This window comes from Streptomyces graminilatus, from assembly GCF_001418565.1.
GTDB classification, from domain to species: Bacteria; Actinomycetota; Actinomycetes; order Streptomycetales; family Streptomycetaceae; genus Streptomyces; species Streptomyces graminilatus.
In genome coordinates, this window is sequence record NZ_LIQQ01000097.1 from 1 (window position 1) to 21,217 (window position 21,217).

Annotated in this window: 19 protein-coding genes and 1 pseudogene; 11 read left to right on the forward strand and 9 right to left on the reverse strand. The window is 70.2% G+C overall.

Annotated features, from left to right (window positions below):
- Positions 1-103: 103 nt before the first annotated feature.
- A complete protein-coding gene (locus tag AOK08_RS10075) occupies positions 104-757 on the forward strand; it encodes a LuxR C-terminal-related transcriptional regulator (protein WP_055525142.1) in 654 nt (217 codons plus the stop codon).
- A 222-nt stretch (positions 758-979) separates the two neighbouring features.
- On the forward strand, positions 980-2,641 hold the full coding sequence (locus AOK08_RS10080; protein WP_055525143.1) for a DUF1996 domain-containing protein: 1,662 nt from the start codon (positions 980-982) through the stop codon (positions 2,639-2,641).
- Positions 2,642-2,737: 96 nt separating this feature from the next.
- On the opposite strand, the gene AOK08_RS10085 is transcribed toward AOK08_RS10080, so the two are convergent.
- A complete protein-coding gene (locus AOK08_RS10085; RefSeq protein WP_055525171.1) occupies positions 2,738-3,199 on the reverse strand; it encodes a hypothetical protein in 462 nt (153 codons plus the stop codon).
- Between the two features lie 140 nt (positions 3,200-3,339).
- Here AOK08_RS10085 and AOK08_RS10090 point away from each other — a divergent pair, with 140 nt between their 5' ends.
- The 3 genes from AOK08_RS10090 to AOK08_RS10100 all read left to right on the forward strand — a co-directional run bounded on the left by AOK08_RS10090 (position 3,340) and on the right by AOK08_RS10100 (position 6,863).
- Positions 3,340-3,849, forward strand: a complete 510-nt coding sequence (locus AOK08_RS10090; RefSeq protein WP_055525144.1) for a tetratricopeptide repeat protein — start codon at positions 3,340-3,342, stop codon at positions 3,847-3,849.
- 107 nt (positions 3,850-3,956) lie between these two features.
- Positions 3,957-5,885: a hypothetical protein gene (locus tag AOK08_RS10095; RefSeq protein ID WP_055525145.1), complete on the forward strand. Its 1,929-nt coding sequence runs from the start codon at positions 3,957-3,959 to the stop codon at positions 5,883-5,885.
- 258 nt (positions 5,886-6,143) lie between these two features.
- Positions 6,144-6,863: a TetR/AcrR family transcriptional regulator gene (locus AOK08_RS10100; protein ID WP_107100908.1), complete on the forward strand. Its 720-nt coding sequence runs from the start codon at positions 6,144-6,146 to the stop codon at positions 6,861-6,863.
- A gap of 43 nt (positions 6,864-6,906) precedes the next feature.
- On the opposite strand, the gene AOK08_RS10105 is transcribed toward AOK08_RS10100, so the two are convergent.
- From AOK08_RS10105 to AOK08_RS48860, 3 genes are all read right to left on the reverse strand, one after another.
- Entirely contained in the window at positions 6,907-7,263 is a 357-nt protein-coding gene (locus AOK08_RS10105; RefSeq protein WP_055525147.1) for a 5-carboxymethyl-2-hydroxymuconate Delta-isomerase, read from the reverse strand.
- Positions 7,264-7,384: 121 nt separating this feature from the next.
- Complete coding sequence (locus tag AOK08_RS10110) at positions 7,385-9,031, reverse strand: SpoIIE family protein phosphatase (protein ID WP_055525172.1); 1,647 nt, start codon at positions 9,029-9,031, stop codon at positions 7,385-7,387.
- A gap of 71 nt (positions 9,032-9,102) precedes the next feature.
- The gene (locus AOK08_RS48860) at positions 9,103-9,384 is read right to left on the reverse strand and encodes an alpha-1,6-glucosidase domain-containing protein (RefSeq protein WP_422125730.1); all 282 of its coding nucleotides are present in this window, start codon (positions 9,382-9,384) and stop codon (positions 9,103-9,105) included.
- Between the two features lie 286 nt (positions 9,385-9,670).
- Between AOK08_RS48860 and AOK08_RS10115 the strand changes: the two genes are divergently transcribed.
- The 3 genes from AOK08_RS10115 (at position 9,671) to AOK08_RS10125 (ending at position 11,142) form a co-directional block, all read left to right on the forward strand.
- A complete protein-coding gene (locus AOK08_RS10115; protein ID WP_055525148.1) occupies positions 9,671-10,072 on the forward strand; it encodes a VOC family protein in 402 nt (133 codons plus the stop codon).
- A gap of 150 nt (positions 10,073-10,222) precedes the next feature.
- Entirely contained in the window at positions 10,223-10,654 is a 432-nt protein-coding gene (locus AOK08_RS10120) for a hypothetical protein (RefSeq protein ID WP_157876631.1), read from the forward strand.
- Between the two features lie 71 nt (positions 10,655-10,725).
- A complete protein-coding gene (locus AOK08_RS10125) occupies positions 10,726-11,142 on the forward strand; it encodes a hypothetical protein (RefSeq protein WP_055525173.1) in 417 nt (138 codons plus the stop codon).
- A 55-nt stretch (positions 11,143-11,197) separates the two neighbouring features.
- On the opposite strand, the gene AOK08_RS10130 is transcribed toward AOK08_RS10125, so the two are convergent.
- On the reverse strand, positions 11,198-11,524 hold the full coding sequence (locus AOK08_RS10130; protein ID WP_055525150.1) for a hypothetical protein: 327 nt from the start codon (positions 11,522-11,524) through the stop codon (positions 11,198-11,200).
- Positions 11,525-11,834: 310 nt separating this feature from the next.
- Between AOK08_RS10130 and AOK08_RS10135 the strand changes: the two genes are divergently transcribed.
- Positions 11,835-12,269 (forward strand): amphi-Trp domain-containing protein, encoded by a 435-nt coding sequence (locus AOK08_RS10135; protein ID WP_055525151.1) that lies wholly within the window; start codon positions 11,835-11,837, stop codon positions 12,267-12,269.
- Between the two features lie 44 nt (positions 12,270-12,313).
- Here the strand turns inward: AOK08_RS10135 and AOK08_RS10140 are convergent, their stop codons facing one another.
- The 3 genes and pseudogenes from AOK08_RS10140 to AOK08_RS44495 all read right to left on the reverse strand — a co-directional run.
- On the reverse strand, positions 12,314-13,150 hold the full coding sequence (locus AOK08_RS10140; protein ID WP_055525152.1) for a class II glutamine amidotransferase: 837 nt from the start codon (positions 13,148-13,150) through the stop codon (positions 12,314-12,316).
- A gap of 161 nt (positions 13,151-13,311) precedes the next feature.
- Positions 13,312-15,045, reverse strand: a complete 1,734-nt coding sequence (locus AOK08_RS10145) for a glycoside hydrolase family 13 protein (RefSeq protein WP_055525153.1) — start codon at positions 15,043-15,045, stop codon at positions 13,312-13,314.
- Positions 15,046-15,343: 298 nt separating this feature from the next.
- A pseudogene (locus tag AOK08_RS44495) lies at positions 15,344-15,508 on the reverse strand (extracellular solute-binding protein); the annotation flags it as partial.
- A gap of 454 nt (positions 15,509-15,962) precedes the next feature.
- Here AOK08_RS44495 and AOK08_RS10150 point away from each other — a divergent pair.
- On the forward strand, positions 15,963-16,997 hold the full coding sequence (locus tag AOK08_RS10150; protein ID WP_055525154.1) for a LacI family DNA-binding transcriptional regulator: 1,035 nt from the start codon (positions 15,963-15,965) through the stop codon (positions 16,995-16,997).
- A 131-nt stretch (positions 16,998-17,128) separates the two neighbouring features.
- The gene (locus AOK08_RS10155) at positions 17,129-18,010 is read left to right on the forward strand and encodes a phosphatase PAP2 family protein (protein ID WP_055525155.1); all 882 of its coding nucleotides are present in this window, start codon (positions 17,129-17,131) and stop codon (positions 18,008-18,010) included.
- Between the two features lie 43 nt (positions 18,011-18,053).
- Here AOK08_RS10155 and AOK08_RS10160 read toward each other — a convergent pair whose 3' ends face one another.
- On the reverse strand, positions 18,054-21,059 hold the full coding sequence (locus AOK08_RS10160; protein WP_055525156.1) for a bifunctional [glutamine synthetase] adenylyltransferase/[glutamine synthetase]-adenylyl-L-tyrosine phosphorylase: 3,006 nt from the start codon (positions 21,057-21,059) through the stop codon (positions 18,054-18,056).
- Positions 21,060-21,217 lie beyond the last annotated feature (158 nt).

The window sequence follows — 21,217 nt, forward strand, 5'->3', positions numbered from 1 at the left end:
GGTCGGGGCTGGCCGGGGTGGCGCGGCGGATCGGTACATTCGACGGCGTCCTGGCCGTCAGCAGCCCGGTTGGCGGTCCCACCGTGGTGACCCTGGAGATTCCTTGCGAGTTGTCCTAGCCGAAGACCTGTTCCTGCTGCGCGACGGACTGGTCCGGCTGCTGGAGGCGTACGACTTCGAGATCGCCGCGGCGGTGGAGAGCGGGCCCGAGCTGGACCGGGCGCTCGCCGAGCTGGCACCGGACGTCGCGGTGGTCGACGTACGCCTGCCGCCGACGCACACCGACGAGGGGCTCCAGTGCGCGCTGCGGGCCCGCCGGGAGCGGCCGGGGCTGCCGGTACTGGTGCTGTCGCAGCACGTGGAGCGGTTGTACGCACGGGAGTTGCTGGCGGACGGGGTCGGCGGGGTCGGCTATCTGCTCAAGGACCGGGTGTTCGACGCGGAGCAGTTCGTGGACGCCGTACGGAGGGTCGCGGCGGGCGGGACCGCCATGGACCCACAGGTGATCCGGCAACTGCTGGCGGGGCGCGCCGGGGACGGCCGGCCGCTGGGGCGGCTGACGCCCCGGGAGTCGGAGGTTCTGGAACTCATGGCGCAGGGACGTTCGAACGCGGCGATCGCGGGGCAGCTTGTTGTCACGGAGCGGGCGATCGCCAAGCACACCTCGAACATCTTCGCCAAACTCGGACTTGAGGTGTCGGACGACGACAACCGGCGTGTTCTGGCCGTACTCGCGTATCTCGACCAAGGGCGCTGAAAACACGCCAAAGTCGACGCGATTCGCTCCCTCGACGGCCACTTGCGGTAAGGGATCCGCAACTCCCGGTACAGCAAGTGGAGTTCATGCTGAATTGTCCTCCGAATCTCTCATTAATTTCTGAGGCGGCTGAACACTCCTGAGGCCCCCCTCGTATGAATGGACGCCGCTTCACTCCTGTCGGGCGCCTCGATAGCCCCGCAAGGAAGTCAGAGGAGTTCCATGGGACGCAATGCACGTAAACGACGCTCACCGATGGCCGTTCGCGCCGTGGCCGCATCCGCGGCCCTCGCGATCGGTGGCGGTGGACTTGTCTGGGCGAATTTCTACGCCTCCGCACACGAGGAGAACGGCGCCCAGAACCAGATCAAGGCCGCTGCCGCACAGATCGTCTCGATCCAGTGCCCGGACGTCGGCCAGAAGCTCACGAACGTCCCGGGCGGCGCCCGCGCCGGGGTGGACAGAGAGCTCGCGAACCTCGACAACCAGATCACCGAGGCCTACGCGCGTCTCGCCTCCAGCAGGCAGGCGCAGGCCGGTGACACCGGCTTCGTCCAGAACGCGATTCTCGGCCCGCTGAAGGACAAGCGCTTCGCGGCGATCGACCGGATCCGCATCAACATCAAGCGGTCCGGTGGTTCCGGGGCCGACAACCTGGGCCAGTTCGCCCAGTGCACCGGCGTCGCGGCCGCAGCGCCTCAGACCAACGCCGGCCAGGGCCAGGGCAACCAGGGCAACGGCCAGAACAACGGCCAGGGCCAGGGCCAGGGCCAGAACAACGGCCAGGGTCAGGGTCAGGGTCAGAACAACGGCCAGAACAACGGTGGCCAGAACAACGGCCAGGGTCAGGGCCAGAACAACAACGGTCAGGGCCAGAACAACGGTCAGGGCCAAGGCCAGAACAACGGCCAGAACGGCCAGGGCCAGGCCGCCGGCGGCGGCCAGGGCGGCAACGGTCCGGTGGCTGCCGACTTCGTCGACATCACCAAGGTCCAGGGCAACGCCCAGCTCGGTGTCGGCCAGAACGGTCTCCCCGCGAACGGCAACAGCGGCTCGCGTGGCTCGTTCACCAGCAACTGTGGCACCAACGGGAACAAGAACCACAACACGGACAACGTGATCGTGGCCCCCGGTGTCAGCAACGGCGCGCACCACCTGCACGACTACGTCGGCAACCAGAGCAACGACGCGTTCGCCAACGACCAGAAGCTGGCCGCGGCGGGCACGAGCTGCCAGAACCAGGGCGACAAGTCCTCGTACTTCTGGCCGGTCCTCCGTCTCCAGAACGGCACGCAGGACTTCGACCAGAACCGGGACGGCGGTGGCAAGGAGGGCAACGTCGGCCAGATCCTCCAGGCCTCCCAGGCCCAGATCAAGTTCGTCGGCAACAAGAAGGGCAACGTCGTCGCGATGCCGACCGCCCTTCGCATCATCACCGGTGACGCCAAGGCCTTCATCAACGGCAACGCGAACGCCAACGTCAACTGGAGCTGCACCGGCTTCGAGAACAAGGTGCAGCTGAAGGACAAGTACCCGATCTGCCCGCAGGGCAGCCAGGTGGTCCGCACGACCGACTTCCAGAGCTGCTGGGACGGCAAGAACATCGACAGTGCGAACCACCGCACTCACGTGGCCTTCGTCCAGGGCGACGGCTCCTGCGCCAACGGCTTCAAGGCGATCCCCCAGCTCCAGGTCCGTCTGGTCTACAACGTCCCGGCCCCGAAGCTGCAGAACGGCCAGGTGATCAACCCCTACGCGGTGGACACCTTCCCGGAGAACCTGCACAAGCCGATCACCGACCACAACGACTTCATCAACTTCTTCTCGCAGAACACGATGAACAAGATGGTCAACTGCATCAACAGCGGTCAGAACTGCCAGTAATTCCCTGAGTGGCCCACCGTCGCACCGACGGTGGGCCACTTCAACACCAAGAAAGCCGGTNNGCCACCGGCTTTCTTGGTGTTCTGCCGCTCGCACTCAGCCGCCGTGGCCGGCCGAGTGGCTCGCCCCGCCACCACCGCCCGCGTGGTGGTCGGCGCCCACCTCTGTGGTCCCGCCGAGCTTGGTCTGCAGTTTCGCGATCCCCTTCTGGGAGCCGACCACGGTCCACTTGCGGCCGAGGAGGTAGAAACCGCCGTAGTCCTTGGCCCCGTCGATCCACTCGCGCTGGCCGCGGTCGGTGGCGTAGGTCAGGAGCAGGAACTTGCCGTAGGTGGTGGTCTTGCAGGCCGCCTGGCGGAGCTCGTCGGCGTCGATCTGCATGATCGGCTCGCAGCCCACCTTGCTCGCGAGCTGCTCCAGGCTGCCGGTCGCGGCCACCGGAACGGCGTCGATCTGCGTTGCCGCCCGGTCGCCGCCGCCGCCCGAGCAGCCCGTCAGTGCCAGCGCCGCCACGGCTGTGACCGCGGCAGCCGCGAGCTTCGGTCGCGTCACCATCATCTGTTCGTCCTCCGGTCCGTTCGCCGCCGACATTACTCTCGGCCCATGCCTCGGAAGGCCCCGTCGAGGGGCCCTCGCTCTCGATACGGCTGCCGGGCGCAGACCACTCAATCAGGGAACGCGTGTGCGAGAGTGGGCAAGTGAACGCAGACTGGGAAGAGCGTGTGGCCGCCGCCTGGGCCACCTTCGACGACTACGACGAGGATCACGGGGCCGACTTCCGCGCCCTGATCGACACTCTCGTCGCCGAACTGCCCGCCGACAGCCCCCTGGCCTTCTTCGAGCAGGCCTGCGCCTGGGACTCGACGGGCCACTCCGACCGGGCGGTGCCGCTCTACCGTGAGGCGCTCGCGCGCGGGCTCGGCGAGGAGAGCCAGTACAAGGGCCGGCGCGCCAAGATCCAGTTGTCGAGTTCGCTGCGCAACATCGGGCAGGCCGAGGAGGGCGTCAAGCTGCTCACGCCCGAACTCGACGCCCCCTCAGACGAGTTGGACGATGCCGTACGAGGGTGTCTGGCGCTGTGTCTGTCCAGTCTCGGCCGCGACCGGGAGGGCCTCTCGCTGGTCCTCGGCGCCCTCGCTCCCCATCTGCCGCGCTACCAGCGGTCGATGGCGAACTACGCCCGTCTGCTGACCGACCCCGACGCCTGACCGACGCCTGACCCACGCCTGACCGGCACCTGATCCCGGGGACGGTCCCGAAGGCCGGCTCCGGGACGGCCAGGTGACCATCCGACCATTCGCTCGTTCTGCTGAACGTGCAGTCACAGGATGTCGCCTTCAGCCCCGCCACCGGTAACCGCGCCAAGGGCCGCCCCGTCGTCGACGTGGAGCAGGCCGAGGCCGCGCTCGTCGAGCACTACCCCCGGCTCGTCCGGCTCGCCTATCTGGTGCTGCCGCCGAGCCTTGGCCTGCGCCGGCGCGTCCTGACCGCGCACGCCCTCACCCAGCGCGCGCTGCCCAGGGGCCGTACGGCGGCGGCCTCGATCCCGGCCCAGCAGAAGGGCCGCGCGGGCGACCCCGGTTACGCGCTCGTCCGCCTCCAGGTGCTGCGTACGGCACTCGCGGCGGGCCAGCCGTGGCGGGGCCGCACGCTGCCGAAGCGGTCGCAACTGCCGGCGCTGCTCCCCCAGGTGTGGGGCCTGCGGCTCTTCCCGCGTTCGGGCGGCGCCGAGGAACTCGCCCTGGACCAGCGGCTGTCGGCCCTCTCCGGGCCCGCCCGGGCCGCGTACGTCCTGCGCGGTCTGGAGAAGCTCCCGGACTCCGACGTACGCGCCGCGCTTGAGGCCGCCGGGGTCGACCGGCCGATCGAGGCGCTCCGCGAGGCGGACCGGGTCCCGGCGCAGTACGCGCTGCTCGACTCAGCCGAGTTCGACGCCTGTTCGCTCCAGGCCCGCCCGACCGACCTGATGCGGCGCAGGCAGCATCTCAAGGCCGCGCTGGTCGCCGCCACGGCTGTCGCGGTGTGCGGCACGCTGCTCGGTCTGCCCGGCGACGGCTGGGCCCCGGACGGCGCCGCCGCCCCCGCGTACGCGCAGAACCCGGCCGCCGAAGCGGCCCTGGATCCGGCCCGGTTGACCCTCGTACCGGCCGCCGCCTGGAAGTCGTCCGCGCGTACCGACTTCTCCGTCTGGCCCGCGCGCGGTGATCTCGTCGACGACAGCGCCCTGCTGCGGCGCGCCCTCGCCGTCTGGGCCCGCCCCGGCGAGACGGTCCAGGTCTCGGCGACCCCGGGCACGCCGTCCGGCGGCCCGGCCGGCCCGCCCCAGCTCCTCTACGCGGGTACGGTCGACGCCGCCCGTGTGGTGATCCTGTACGACGGTCTGCGCATCGCCCGGTACGCCGAACCGAAGGACGGCACGAGCGGGGCCGCCCTCGACTTCGCCCGGGTGGACGGCGCGACCGGCGCCGAGGCCGACGCGGTGGTCCTCGACCGGGCCGACGGCAACGTCCGCTATCTGACGGCCCCTTGGGTGCTCAAGGCGCAGATGCGGGACCTGCGCAAGCCGGCCGGGGCGCCGATCGACCTGGGTCTGACGGACGGGGTGACCGGGCTGCTGGCCAGCCCGATCGCGCAGACCGGCACCTGCCAGTCCTGGAACACGCTCCAGGTGACCGACGCAGGTGGCGCCCGGCTGCTGAGCGACCTCGCCGAACTGGTCCCGGCCCACCTCACCACGGGCCGCCCGACCGCACCCCGCGAGGCCTCGGCCCGGTCGGCGCTGGCGACGTGGTCGCCGTTCGCCTGCTCGCTCGCCGCGATGCACTCCCAGGGCGTGCGCTCCGTGAACGCCTGGCGGTACGCGCGGCAGCCGCTGCCCGACGCGAGCGGCGCCGCCGACTGGGTGTGCACCCGCGCCGAGACCTGGCGGGGCGAGGGTGCGCGGGTGCTGGCCCAGTTCCACACGCCGGGCGGGCAGTACGGGGCGGTCGCGGCGAAGTCCGAGAGCAGCCCGGCGTGCGGTCCGCGCGACCCGAACGTCCTCGCCGGTGTGCTGTGGAAGTCGGGGGCGGGTGAGTGGTACATGCTGGCCGCCGGCTCCGAGAACACGGCGTCTATCACGGCGACGGGCGGGGTCGACTCGTCGGCGCGGGGCGCTCTGCTGGCGGCGAAGACCCGACAGGGGGCGCAGGCCGGGTTGAGGGGGACGCTGAAGGACGGGCGGGCCGTCGGAGGGCTGCGCTGACCTAACCGGACGCCGGCACCGGCGTCGGCAGACGCGGACACTGACGGCCGACGCGGACACTGACGGGCAGTCGCGAACACTGACGGGCAGTCGGTGCGGGAGTTCCTCCCCACCGGCTGCCCGTCGGCGCGTCGACACCATGTCGAGCAGACGTTGCCGGGCGCCCCGGGCGCAACACGGTCCACTTGTGCTGGATTTGTGAACATCCCCGGTCGGACCCGTCCGTTGCGGCCCGTATCCGATCGGTAAGGTGTTCGCATGACAACCGGGGTTCGCCGCAGAATGGGAGTCGAGGAACGCCGGCAGCAGTTGATCGGCGTCGCCCTCGAACTGTTCAGCCGCCGCTCGCCCGACGAGGTCTCCATCGACGAGATCGCGTCGGCCGCGGGTATCTCGCGACCATTGGTCTACCACTACTTTCCCGGCAAACTCAGCCTGTACGAGGCCGCGTTGAAGCGGGCGTCGGACGACCTGGCGGGCCGGTTCATGGAACCGCAGGAAGGCCCGCTGGGGGCTCGGCTGCTGCGCGTGATGCGCCGGTTCTTCGACTTCGTCGACGAACACGGGCCCGGTTTCGCGGCGTTGATGCGCGGCGGTCCGGCGGTCTCCGCGGACGAGACGCGTTCGAGCGGCGCCTCGGCGACGAACGCGCTCATCGACACCGTACGACAGGCCGCGTACGTCCAGATCCTGTCGCATCTGGACCTGAAGGCCGAAGACGCGCCCGCGCGGCTGGAGTTGGTCATCCGGACGTGGATATCGCTCGTCGAGTCCACCGCGCTGATCTGGCTGGACGGGCGCCGCGTGCCGCGTCGCGAGCTGGAGGCGCAGCTCGTGCACGACTTCGCGGCGCTGGCCGCCGTGAGCGCCGCCTATGACGAGGAGATGGCCGTCCTGCTGCGCCGGATGCTCCAACAGGAGCCCGTGGACGGCCCGTTCAGCGACCTGGTCACCCGGCTGATCTCGCTCGCGTCCTAGCCACGAACAACGCCAACAGGTGACCGGTGACCGGGCTGTCGGCTCAGCCGTCGAACTTCCGGTAGGAGTCGTCGAGTTCGCGGACCTCCACCGAGCCGTGCAGGGCGAGTCCGTCGACCGGCTTCACATGGGTGCGTACCAACTCCAGTACCGCTTCGGTCAGTTGGGCCTTTGTCTCGACCGTGCGCCCGGTGAGCATGCCGATCCACACGTGCACGATCGCGTGGCCCTCGGTGTCCGCGCCGACCGTGGCGTCCTCGGTGCGGCGGAACTGCGTCTTGCACGCCTCGGGCTTCGCCTTCGCCGTGGCGACGACCTCCTCGTGCAGCGCGAGCGCGAACGCGCGCCGGTCGAAGGACTCGGCCAGCGAGCCCGAGTAGTCGACGGTGATCTGCGGCATGGGTCAAACCCCTGTTCTACGGTTTCGTACGACACGGTTTCGTACGACAGACTGCACGGCCACCTCACCCTAACCGCAGCCCTGACCAGCGGGCTCCCGGGCGGGCTCCGGCCTGCGGCCGTCAGGAGCCGTCGTCGAGCCGCAGCGCCAGCATCGCGATGTCGTCCTCGCGGTCGTGGCCGAAGGAGACCAGCAGGGTGTCGCAGAGGGCGTCCAGGCCGGGCAGCGCGCCGGAGGCCGCCGCGCGCAGGTGTTCCATGGAGTCCGCGAGGTCGGCGCCCCGGGTCTCGATCAGACCGTCGGTGACCATGAGGAGCCGGTCGGTGGGTTCGAGGAACAGTTCGGTGGGCGGCGGATGGGCGAGGCCCACGCCGAGCAGCGGGCCCGCCGCCTTGGCGTACTCGGCACTGCCGGTGTCACGGATGATCAGCGGCGGGATGTGCCCCGCGTTGGCGATCCGGGCCCGCCCGGTGCCCGGGTCGACGTGGACCAGGCAGACCGTGGCGGTGACCTCGCGGTGGTAGCGCCGGAGCATCCGGTCGAGGCGCTCGGCGAGCACGGCCGGGTCGGTCTCGTCGACGCAGTAGGCGCGCAGGGCGTGCCGGATCTCGACCATGACGGTGGCCGCGTCCAGCGAGTGCCCGACGACGTCACCGACCGCGGCGAGGACGCCGTCGTCGGTGCGCAGGGCGGCGTAGAAGTCGCCGCCGATCTCGGCGTCGCGGGAGGCGGGCACGTACCGGACGACGACGTCGATGCCCGGGAGGTCGGGCAGCCGGTCGGGACGGGGCAGGAAGCTGTGCTGGAGGGTGAGGGCGACATGCCGCTCGACCTGGTACATGAGCAGCGGCTCGGCGGCGAGCACGGTGGCCTGGGCGAGCCGGGCCACCAGGGACTCGGTCTCGGGACTCACCCGGCGCGCGCCACGGGTGGGCGTGGCCAGGCACACCGAGGCCCTGCCGTCCTCGGTGGGGATCAGCACCAGGCGGGCGTCGTGCTCCAGGCCCGGCCGGAAGAACCCGGCGGGCCACAGCGGCGCGGGCACCGTGGTGATCCGTACCCCGCTGTGGCCGTGGGTGAGCCGCCGGAGCAGTCCCGCCACGGCGCGGTGGGCGCCCTCGTCCGGCATGGCGAGCGAGGTGCGGTCGCGGGAGGTGGCGCGGTACAGCTCGTCGTCGGGGCCGAGGAAGAACACGGCGGCGGGAGAGCCGGTGAGCCGTGCGGTGCCCTCGGCGGCGGCGTCGGCGAGTTCCTGGAGGGAGCGGGCCGCCTGGATGGTGAAGACCGTCTCCGACAGCCGGGTCAGCCGCCGCGCGAGGGCCTGGTCGTCGGCCCGCAGCCGCGAGGCCCGGACGGCGGCCCGCAGCACCGCGTCGATCTCCCCGGGCTCGGCGGGCAGCGCCAGATACGCCTCCCCGCCCGCGTCGAGCCCGTCCCGGCGGTCGCCCGGGGACACGGACGAGGTCGAGGAGGCCGAGGGAGCCGAGAAGTGCACGACGGGCAGTCCGGCCATGTGCGGCCGGGCCTTGATCCGGCGGCACAGCTCGACCCCGCCCATCCCGGCCAGGTTCACATCGACGAGGGCCACGTCGGGCAGGATGCCCTTGCGCAGCCGTACGTCGAGTTCGGCGAGCGCCTCGTGGCCACCGGCGACCGGGACGACCTGGTGACCGGCGCGGCGGAGCAGTGCACTCATCGCGTACCGGCCGGCCGCGGTGGCGTCCACGACGAGCACGGTGGTGTCGGTCCGCTTGCCGTTGCCGTCCATCTGGCCGCCCTTGGACACACCGGTGGGGCAGACCTGGGTCCGGGGTCCGCCCCACCAGGGTAGTGCCCTTGTCAGGGGGTGCGGGAGAACACCGCGACGGTTCTTCCCGGAACGGTGAACGTGCCCGAACTCCTTGTGTAGCGGGCCGACTTGACGACGGGGTTGGCTCCCGCGCGCAGTACGGGGGCGGTACGTCCACAGACGGCGCACGATGAAAGTGACGCCTGAGCACAAGCGTGGAATGAGCCCGCCAGGGCAGGCCGGCGAACCTCGGGCGAGGCGGGTTGGGCCGGGAGCCGGGTCGGCTGCCTGAGCGCGCCGGCGGCCGTACGTACCCAAAGGTCCGTGGCCATGGCCACGGCGCGGGCATTCGAGCGCACCCCGGACGAACGGCCGTGCGCGTCCACTTCCCGCCCTGGCCGTTGAAGGGCGGGGCGGCCGGATTCGAACGGCGTCCTCCTCCATGCTGTGTAGGCGCACTACCAACCACGTCGTGGTCCTCACCCTGAACTGAACCGTGCGGCGCCAACACCCGCCGAGGAAGGTCACCTTGTGTCCACCGAAACACCTGGCCCAGAGCTCCAGTCGCAGAGTCCGACGCGCGAGCGGGAGCTTCCGGTTGCCGCACCGGTCGCAGGAATGCTGCACCACGTCGAACTCTGGGTTCCCGACGTCAATCGGGCTGTCTCGCAATGGGGTTGGCTGCTGGAGGAACTGGGATACGCACTCTTCCAGAGCTGGGAAGGCGGCCGTAGCTGGCGCCTCGGGCACATGTACATCGTCTTCGAGCAGTCCCCCGCACTCACCCAGGACCGCCACGACCGGTGCGCTCCCGGGCTGAACCATCTCGCCTTCCACGTCCAGGACGATCACGCCGTCGACTCCCTCGTGGAGCGAGCGTCGCGCAACGGCTGGACGCTGATGTTCCCCGAAAAGCATCCTCACGCCGGCGGAAAGCAGCAGTACGCGGCCTACCTGGAGAACAGCGACGGGTTCGAGGTCGAACTCGTGGCCATCTCCACCTCAACTCGGCATCCTTAGCGGGAAGTTGGAGACCTGTGGTCGGCGGACCAGTGGGACCAGTCCTCGGTCGCAGGCATCCACCCGCCGTAGAGAGGGTCGGCCGTGACCTAGGAGCATGACAAGTTGTGGAGTCGTGGCGCGCTTCTGGGCCGTGTTCTGCTGCCGCTCGTGGACCACCAGGAGCCGTGGCGGCAGGATCGGCGCCGCGAGAATCTGCGGGCCTGGGAGATCGGCACGGCGGCAGGTGAGCGGACGATCGAGATCATCGCGGCCCTGGCCGTGCACGCGGTGGCACTCGACGATTCGTTGTCCGCAGAGGAGATCGACGCACTGCCCCTCAAGGTCGTGGCGGATACCGTGACCGGCAAGCGCGACTACGAACTGCTCGCCGGGCTCCCGGACCCCTTCACCGACGAACGTGACGGACATGCCGTCAGCGTCTTCCGTCTGTGCGTCTACAGGGGCGGTCAGTACAGCCTCCAACTTGTCCGGCTGGGCAGGGAGTTGCACCATGCGCTGATCGTCCTGGCTGAACGTGCGCCGATACGATCCCCCACGTGCGGGGACGTTTTCCGCCGGGCGTCCGCCGAGCTGAGCTGAGGCACATGCTCAGGGCGGAGATGAGTACTTGCGCTCTGTCCCGCCGTACAGCGACCCGAAATCCTGTGGTCATGGAGCGACAACTACCGAACCCGAAACCCGTCCACCACCTGCTGGCGACTCTTCTGACGACCGGGGTGGCGATGGCCGCGTGGGCCGGGTGGCTGGGGTGGGACCAGCGATATGACACGCAGCCCGATGGCACGACGAGCGGGCCGTACGAGGCGTGGCAGGTGGTCGGGCTGGTGCTGACCCTGCTGGTGTCGGTGTACTGGGCGGCGTCCCGGCGTTACAACTACGGCGCTGTGCTCGGCACCACGGCCGGTCTGACCGTCGCCGCCTTCTACGACTGGTCCGACGACGCCAGCGGGCTCTTCGTCGTCGGGGTGGGCATGGTCATGATGGGGAGCCTCGGCGTGACCACCGCCCTTTCCGCTGTGATCGCCTCCCTGAGGCGAGAAGGCCCCTCGGGTGTCCCGGCCGCGTAGCGTCTGGCCCGCCGTCCGAATCGGGCGGCGGGCCAGACGGCCGGGCACCCCGCGCTCAGCCCTGGGCGTCGGTTTCGGCGTCGGCGACCGCGATGGCGATGCCCAGTGCCTTGGCGATGTTCCCCGCGGCGGTCATGACGCGGGCGGTGCCCACGATGGGCGCGATGGCGACCAGGACGTCCTGGAGCCGCTCGACGGTCAGGCCGCTCGTGAGGGCGGGGTCGATGTTGGCCACGTACGAGATGGGCGGGGCGTCCGAGGCGGCGAGTGCCGCGATACGCGTGAGGACGAGCAGGTCCGGGGGCATCCCGCAGCGCTCGATCGAGTCGACCGTCATGGCGGCGAGAGTGTCCAGTACCGGGGTTTCGGATGCAGTGGCCATGTCGCTTGTCCTCCTGGTGGGTCTGGTGGATATCGAGCCCCGAGGGAGAAATGAGCTCCTCTCAAAGCTAGAACCCATCCGGGCCACGCGCATGGGGGCGGGCAAGGGTGCTGCTCTGACCTGCGCGTACTGGCTGCGAGCCGTTCGTCGGGCACCGCCCGTCGGGCACCCGAGGTGCGCGGTGAACCCGGGAACGCGAGATTGGGAGTAGCCCGACGGCCGAAACCCGACCGCGCAATTGACCGCGCAATTGACCGCGCGATCGAACGCGCGGTCGTTCGGGGCAGGCCGCATCCGATCGGAGACGCCCATGAAGGACCTCAAGTTCGAGCAGAAGCGCGCTCTCTCACGCCTTGAGGCGGCCGACCAACTCGCAGCGCTCGCCGCCGCACTGAGGGAGGGCGGGGAAGCCGAACTGGAACTCGGCGCCGGAACGCTGAGCCTGCGGATCCCCGACGACCTGCGCAGCGAGGTGGAGATCGAGATCGACGACGGGGAGGTCGAGCTGGAGATCGAGTTCAAGTGGCCGACGGCGTCGGCCGGGAAGGCGTCGACCCGGAAAGCACCGGAGTTGACGGTCGCCGGCACGGAGAAGGCCACAAAGAAGACCGCGACGAAGGCCACCACGAAGGCCACCACCAAAGCCGCGACCCGCAAGAGCGTGCCGCCCGCGAAGCCAGGGCGCGGCAGCACGAGCACCGCCAAGGCCAAGGGTTCGAAGCGGCCCACCAGGAAAACCCGCTGAGCCGACGAGGACGTCAGAGGACGTCAACCGACGTTCCTGAGCCGTCACGCCGCTATCGGGACGAAGGAATGCATGTCGTCCGCACCGTCATGCACGACGCCGTAGGTGCCCTCGGGCACCTCGTTCCAGGCGCCCGGCAGATCACCGAGAGGCTCGGACACGATGAGGCGGGTCTCGTCGGACACATCCCGCAGGAACGGGATATCGGGGTGCAGCTTGCGCAGCGCGTCCACGCGGGTGCTGTAGAACAGCGACCGGGATTCGCCCTGGCTCGAGTAGCGGAAGGACCACAGGCTCTCGCCGTCGGTCACGGCGACCGTCATCTGGAGCGGGAACTCCACACCGTGGTCGTGGCCGATGCGCTCCACCACCCCCGCCATCCTGGCCACGGCACCGGGCGGGTCCTCGTCCAGGCCGAAGGTCAACGCCAGGTAGAACATCATCTCCGAGTCCGTCGTTCCCTCGATGTCGGAGAACATGTCAGGGTCGACGAGCATGGCCAGCTCGCGGCGTATGAGGTGGAACCCTGTGATGGCACCGTTGTGCATCCACATCCAGCGGCCGTGCCGGAAGGGGTGGCAGTTCGTCTGCTGCACCGCGGTACCGGTCGACGCCCGTATGTGGGCGAAGAACAACCCAGAGCGGACATGGTCCGCGATCTCCCTCAGGTTGCGGTTGTTCCAGGCGGGGCCTACGTCCTTGAGCAGGGCCGGGGTGTCGATGCTTTCCTCCGAGTACCATCCGACGCCGAAACCGTCGCCGTTGGTGGTCTCGACACCCAGACTGGAGTGGAGACTCTGATCGATCAGCGAGTGTTGCGGTCTGTAGAGGATGGTGTCGAGAAGCAGGGGTGTACCCGAGTAAGCGAGCCATCGGCACATGAGCGATCACCTGTCCTGGATGAGTCCGCCGGTCACTGGCTCATCTCATTTTCGCCTCCCTCGCCGCGCATCGCCATGCGGGCCCCGCGACTGTCGAGACCGTGCCTGGCCCACCGCCCGAACCGGGCGGCGGGCCAGGCAGGTTCGGCCTCAAGCAGTCGTCAGGCAGTCGTCCACCAGACCGTCGTGTCCGACGGGAGCTTCGCCTCGGCCTCCGCGACGGTCACTTCGCCGCTGGCGACCAGGATCTCGCCGTACGCCGGGATCGTGACCGACTCGCCGCTCGTGTTCGCGACGCAGACGAAGTCGCCGCGCCGGAAGGCGAGGACGCCCTCGGGGGCCTTCAGCCACTCGACGGAGTCGCCCGCACCGAGGCCGGGGTGTTCGCGGCGGGCGGTGAGGGCGCTGCGGTACAGCTCCAGGGTGGAGTCGGGCGTGCCCGTCTGTGCCTCTACGCTCAGCTCGCCCCACTCCGCCGGCTGCGGAAGCCAGGAGCCGCCCCCGCCGAAGCCGTACGACTGGCCCTCGCGGGTCCATGGGATCGGCACCCGGCAGCCGTCGCGGAAGCCGTCCTGGCCGGCGCCCCGGAAGTACGCGGGGTCCTGGCGGACTTCGTCCGGGAGGTCGACGACGTCCGGGAGGCCGAGCTCCTCGCCCTGGTAGACGTAGGCCGAGCCGGGCAGCGCCAGCATGAGGAGGGTTGCCGCGCGTGCTCTGCGCAGGCCCAGTGCCCGGTCTCCGGCCAGGCGGATCTGGGTGCCGAGGCCGGGCTCGTTGGCGAAGCGCGTCGCGTGGCGGGTCACGTCGTGGTTCGACAGGACCCAGGTGGCGGGGGCGTTCACCGGGCGCATGGCGTCGAGGGTGCGGTCGATGACGGCCTTCAGTTCCGCCGCGTCCCAATAGGTGCTCAGGTATTGGAAGTTGAAGGCCTGGTGGAGTTCGTCCGGGCGGACGTAGTTCGCCGTGCGCTCGATGGTCGGGGTCCAGGCCTCGGCCACAAAAATGCGCCCACCCGTCTCCCGCCGCCGCCCTTTCAAGGAAGGCCCTTCGGGCCCTTTCTTATTTCCCGCGTACTCGTCGAGGATCAGGCGCCATTCGCGGTAGATGGCGTGTACGCCGTCCTGATCGAAGAACGGCATGACATCGTTGCCCAGGAGCCTGACTTGGTCGTGGATTCCGAGGTCCGGGAGGCCCTCCGCCTTCACCAGTCCGTGTGCGACGTCGATCCGGAATCCGTCGACGCCCATGTCCAGCCAGAAGCGGAGCACCGAGCGGAACTCGTCCCCGACGGCCGGGTGTTCCCAGTTGAAGTCGGGCTGCTCGGGCGCGAAGAGGTGCAGGTACCAGTCGCCAGGGGTGCCGTCGGGTTCGGTGATCCTGGTCCAGGCCGGGCCGCCGAAGACGGACTCCCAGTCGTTGGGCGGGAGTTCGCCGTTCCCGCCCTTGCCGGGGCGGAAGTGGTAGCGGGCCCGGAGTGGGGAGCCGGGGCCTTCCGCGACCGCCCGCTTGAACCACTCGTGCTGGTCGGAGGAGTGGTTGGGGACCAGATCGACGATGATCCTGAGGTTCAGCTGGTGGGCGTCGCGGATCAGGGCGTCCGCGGCCGGCAGCGACCCGAACATCGGGTCCACCGCACGGTAGTCGGCGACGTCGTAGCCGGCGTCGGCCTGCGGGGAGGCGTAGAAGGGGCTGAGCCATACGGCGTCGACGCCCAGGTCACGCAGGTACGGGAGGCGGGTGCGGACGCCTTCCAGGTCGCCCATTCCGTCGGCGTTGCTGTCGGCGAAGCTGCGGGGGTAGACCTGGTAGATCACGGCGTCGCGCCACCAGTCGCGGTGGGCGGCGACTGCGTCGGCGGTGGAGGTCGGGGCCGGAGCGGTCGAGTGCTGGCTCATAACGTCCTTGCTGCGTAATGGAGTTCGGGTCATGGGTTGTCGAGGAGCTTTGTCGGCTGCGGGCCGGTGGGGGCTGGTCGCGCCCCGCGGCGGAGCCGCAGTTCGATACAGCCCCGCGCCTCTGAAGACGGGCGTGGTCGAACCGTTGGACAACAGCGGCCGCGGTGACAGCGGGGTCGGATAGTCACCGTGGCCGCCGACCCGTGCCCCGAAGGGGCGCGAGGAACTGCGCGACCAGCCACGACGCGGCCGCAGACGATCGACGGCACATCGCGGCCCTCCCAGCGGAGCGTCACCCCTCCTTGGCCAGGGCCTGGTACGCCGGCGCCTCGTTGGTGGCGTTGGAGGTGTCCCACCAGGTGATGGTGACCGGACCGTCGGCCTTGCCGCTGCCTCCGCCGCAGGCCGTCGCCGCGAGAGCGATGGACGCCACCAGCGCGGTGGCCGCTATGCCACGCCGCATGAGTTCTCCTTGAGGATGAAAGCCCGTGTACTGGCGGTAACGGGCCCGTCCGCCGTCGCCGCCGACTGTCCGGCCGCACCGTTGCCGCCGCCGAGCGACGTGAACGTAACAGCCCTGCAAGTACGACGAAAGACCTTGCTGTAAAAAATTGCAAGAACCGACGACAGTTAACACACCGTGACCCCCGAAGCGCCTGCCATCAACCCTCCCGATCCCCCGTTCTACCGCTGCCCAGCGGGATCTTGGACACTTGTGCAAGACTCTGCAAGCTCTTGCCATGTACGCCCTTGAGACCCATGCCAGACCCACGAGGGAGCGCGCGATGACGCAGCAACCCGCAGCGGCGGGCGGCCTGCCCGGCCGGCCGACGGGCCGCACAGCGGGCCGTCCGACGGCCCGTGCCCGGCGCCCGTTCGGTGGGCAAGGCGAGGGGCGGCCGGTACAGTCCAGCCCTGTGACCACACGGCTTGCCGACATCGCCGCCCAAGCGGGGGTGAGCGAAGCGACGGTCAGCCGGGTCCTGAACGGGAAGCCGGGCGTCGCCGCCACCACCCGCCAGACCGTGCTCGCCGCCCTCGACGTACTGGGGTACGAGCGCCCGGTCCGGCTGCGCCAGCGCAGCGAGGGCCTGGTGGGCCTGATCACCCCGGAGCTGGAGAACCCGATCTTCCCGGCCCTGGCGCAGGTCATCGGGCAGGCCCTGACCAGGCAGGGCTACACGCCTGTCCTGGCCACCCAGACGCCCGGCGGCTCCACGGAGGACGAGCTGACGGAGATGCTCGTCGACCGGGGCGTGGCCGGCATCATCTTCGTCTCCGGGCTGCACGCGGACACCTCCGCCGACATGACACGCTACGACCAACTCCGCGCCCAGGGCGTGCCGTTCGTCCTGGTGGACGGCTTCTCCCCCAAGGTGCAGGCGCCGTTCATCTCCCCCGACGACCGCGCCGCGATGACCCTCGCGGTGACGCATCTCGTCTCACTCGGTCACACCCGTATCGGGCTGGCCCTCGGCCCGAAGCGTTTCGTGCCGGTGCAGCGCAAGATCGAGGGCTTCGTACGGGCGATGCAGGATCTGCTGGGCCTGACGGCACAGGACGTGGAGACGCGGTTCGTCCAGCACTCGCTGTACACCCTGGAGGGCGGCCAGGCGGCGGCCATGGCGCTGATCGACCGGGACTGCACGGCGGTGGTGTGCGCGAGCGACATGATGGCGCTGGGCGCGATACGGGCGGCCAGACAGCGCGGTCTGGAGGTCCCCCGGGACGTCTCGGTCGTGGGTTTCGACGACTCCCCCCTGATCGCCTTCACCGACCCGCCCCTCACCACGGTCCGCAAGCCGGTCCCGGCGATGGGCCAGGCCGCCGTGCGCACGCTGCTTGAGGAGATCGGCGGTACGCCGGCTCCGCACAGCGAGTTCGTGTTCATGCCCGAGCTGGTGGTCCGGGGTTCGACAGCCTCGGCTCCTGGGGAACGCACTCGTCCCTAGGGTGGAGAAATGCCCCGCTTCGGGCAGTCCCCTGGTAGGAGAACGGGGTGCCCTCCCGCCGTAGAACGTGCGAGCGGGACTGGACCGAGGGAGGATCTGGGAGGGGACCGAATCTGGCAGACTCTGTGTCCATGGGTGAGACGACCGTGACGACAAGGGAAGGCCACGACCGGGCCGTACCGCACTCCGTCCCGGACGAAATGGCGGAGGGGAACGGCCACGTGGTCAAGGGACTGCTGCGCAAAGCGCGCACTCCGCGCCGGCCACGGCTGTGGTTCGAAATCCTTCTGATCGCGATCAGTTACTGGACGTACTCACTGATCCGCAACGCCGTGCCCGAGCAGAAGGCCGAGGCGCTGCGCAACGCGGACTGGCTCTGGAAGCTGGAGCACAGCCTGGGCATCGCCGTCGAGCAGTCGGTCAACCACGCTGTGGATTCGGTGTCATGGCTGATCGTGGGCATGAACTACTACTACGCCACACTGCACTTCGTGGTCACTCTTGGTGTACTGGTGTGGCTCTACCGTAGTCATCCCGGGCGTTACGCGGCGACCCGCCTGACCCTCTTCGCAACCACCGGCGTGGCACTGGTCGGTTACTACCTGTATCCACTGGCCCCGCCCCGGCTGATGAACGGCGGCGACTTCATCGACACGGTGCTGGTCCACCACACCTGGGGTTCGATGGCCTCCGGCGACCTCAAGCACATGTCGAACCAGTACGCGGCGATGCCGTCGATGCACATCGGCTGGTCCACCTGGTGCGGCCTGACGATCTTCGCGCTGTCCTCGGTGCCCTGGGTGCGGGTGCTGGGGCTGCTCTACCCGGTGGCCACCCTGGTGGTGATCGTCGCCACCGCCAACCACTTCTGGCTGGACGCGGTCGGCGGCCTGATGTGCCTGGCCTTCGGCTTCACGGTGGCCCGCCTCTGGTACGGCGCCCTCCCCTACGCCCTGCCGAAGCTGGTCCCGGTGCAGGGGCGGGGCGGCCCGCTGCTCCCGGTCAAGCCCTGACGGCAGAAGGTCACCTGTCCCCTTCTGCTTCTGCCCTGCGGGCCTATCCCGCCGCCCCGTAGAACAGCGTGTCCACAACACTTCGGGCCCGTCGGGTGGTCCGCCGGTACGCGTCGATCATGTCGCCGACATGGCCGGGCCCGTACCCCAGATAACGCCCTATGGCGCCCAGCTCGCGCCCGTCCGAGGGGAAGGTGTCCCCGGCCCGGCCGCGCACCAGCATCACCGCGTTGCGCACCCGGGTGGCCAGGACCCACGCCTCGTCCAGTATCGCCGCGTCCTCCCCGGAGATCAGCCCGGCGGCACAGGCGGCGGCCAGGGCCTCTCGGGTACGGGTCGTCCGCAGCCCCGGTTCGGCCCACCCGTGCTGGAGCTGGAGCAACTGGACGGTCCACTCCACGTCCGACAGACCGCCCCGTCCGAGCTTGGTGTGCAGGGTCGGATCGGCGCCGCGAGGCATCCGCTCCGACTCCATACGCGCCTTCAGGCGCCGGATCTCGCGCACCGCGTCGTCGCCGAGCCCCTCCGCCGGGTAGCGCAGCGGGTCGATGAGGTCAATGAACCGCTGCCCCAACTCCGCGTCCCCAGCGACGGCTTCGGCCCGCAGCAGTGCCTGCGACTCCCAACCGAGGGACCAGCGGCGGTAGTACGCCTCGTACGACGTCAGGGTCCGGACCATCGGCCCCGACTTGCCCTCCGGGCGCAGATCCGCGTCGATGAGCAACGGCGGGTCGGCGCTGGGTACTTGGAGGAGCCGGCGCATCTCGGACACGACGGTGTTCGCGGCCTTGGACGCCTCGTGCTCGTCGACGCCCTCACGGGGTTCGTGGACGAACAGGACGTCGGCGTCGGAGCCGTAGCCCAGCTCGTGCCCGCCGAAGCGGCCCATGCCGATGATCGCGAACCGGCACGGCAGGGTGTCTCCCCAGCCGTCCCGTACGACCGCGCGCAGGGTCCCGGCGAGGGTCGCCGCCGTGATGTCGGAGAGCGCGCCGCCGACGCGGTCCACCAGGGCGCCCTGGTCGGCCTCGGCGGGCGACTGTTCGGTGCCGTAGGAGCCGACGATGTCGGCGGCGGCCGTACGGAAGAGTTCGCGGCGGCGGACACCGCGCGCCGCGTACACGCCCTGTTCGCCGGTGTCGGCGCGGCCGACGGCGGCCAGTATCTCCTGCTCCAGGTGGGCGCGTCCGCGTGGCTCCAACTGGCCTCCGCCGTCCCCGTCGCCGAGCAGCGCGACGGCCTCGGGTGCCCGCATCAGCAGGTCGGGGGCGAGTCGCCCGGCGGACAGGACACGGGCGAGGTTTCCGGCGGCGGCGCCTTCGTCCCTCAACAGCCTCAGATACCAGGGGGTCCGGCCCAGCGCGTCCGAGACCTTGCGGAAGTTGAGCAGTCCGGCGTCCGGGTCGGCGGAGTCGGCGAACCAGCCCAACAGGACGGGCAGCAGCGTCCGTTGGATGGCCGCCTTGCGGCTCACCCCGCTGGCCAGTGCCTCCAGGTGCCGGAGCGCGGCGGCCGGATCGGCGTACCCGAGGGCGACCAGCCGCTCCCGCGCCGCGACCGTGCTCAACCTGGCCTCGCCGGGCGCGAGTTGGGCGACGGCGTCGAGCAGCGGCCGGTAGAAGAGCTTCTCGTGCAGCCGCCGTACGACGGACGCGTGCCGTTTCCACTCCCGGTTCAGCTCGGCCACCGGGTCGGTGCGCAGCCCCAGCGAGCGCCCGATGCGCCGCAGATCGGCCTCGTCCTCGGGGACCAGGTGGGTGCGCCGCAGGCGGAACAACTGGATGCGGTGCTCCATGGACCGCAGGAACCGGTAGGCGTCGTCGAGCTGCTGGGCATCCGCCCGGCCCACATAGCCGCCCTCGGCGAGCGCGCCGAGGGCGTCCAGGGTGGTGCCGCTGCGCAGGGAGGTGTCGGCGCGACCGTGCACCAACTGGAGGAGCTGGACAGCGAATTCGACGTCCCGCAGACCGCCGGGGCCGAGCTTCAGCTCCCGCTCGACCTCGGCGACGGGAATGTTCTCGATGACCCGGCGGCGCATCTTCTGCACGTCGACGATGAAGTTCTCGCGTTCGGCGGCATGCCAGACGAGCGGGGCGAGCGCGGCGACGTAGGCCTCCCCCAGCAGGACGTCACCGGCGACCGGGCGGGCCTTCAACAGGGCCTGGAACTCCCAGGTCTTGGCCCAGCGCTGGTAGTAGGCGAGATGGCTGCTGAGGGTGCGCACCAGCGGGCCGTTGCGGCCCTCGGGGCGCAGATTGGCGTCGACGGGCCAGATGCTCCCCTCGACGGTGGTCTCGGAGCAGATCCGCATGAGGTGCGAGGCGAGCCGGGTGGCGGCGCGCAGCGCCTTCCCCTCGTCGGCCCCGTCCACGGCCTCGCCGACGAAGATGACATCGACGTCGGACACGTAGTTCAGCTCATGGCCGCCGCACTTGCCCATCGCGATGACGGCGAGCCGGCACAGTGCGGCGTCGTCGGGCGCGGCGGTCCTGGCCAGGGCGAGGGCGGCGCGCAGGGTCGCGGTGGCGAGGTCGGCCAGTTCGGCGGCGGTCTCCGCGAGGTCGGTGGTGCCGCACACGTCGCGGGCGGCGATGGACAGCAGGCAGCGCCGGTAGGCGACGCGCAACGACACGGGGTCGGTGGCCTGGGCGAGCCCGCGCTCGAACTCCTCCACCCCGGGGTGGAGATCCCGGGGCTCGTACATCGCGAGGGCCTGCCAGTCGCGGGGATGCCGGATCAGGTGGTCGCCGAGGGCGGCGGAGGCGCCGAGCACCCCGAGGAGCCGGTCGCGCAGCGGCTTGGCCGCTATCACCGTGTCCAGCAGCTCGTGCCGGGCGGTCCGGCCGTCCTGCGCCTCGACGAGCCGTACGAGGCCGAGCAGCGCGAGATCCGGGTCGGCGGTCGCGCCCAGCGCGTCGAGCAGCACCGGGTCGTCCCGCATCGGGGCGAACTCGGCGCTGTCGAGGAGCCGCTCGGCGGCGGAGGGATCGGTGAAGCCGTGCCGCAGCAGCCGAGTGAAGGTACTGCTCCTGCGCCCCGGCGCCATCATCCTGGGTCTCCCGTCAAAAAACCGTCAGTCCCGTCGCTACCGTCAGAACCGTCCGAACCTTCGGATCAAGGTCGTACGCCCACGAGCGTAACCGGAGAGGCCGTGGGAAGCGCCGGACGGTCCGGGTCGGACCGGGCGGATGTCCGCGCTGGTCGGAA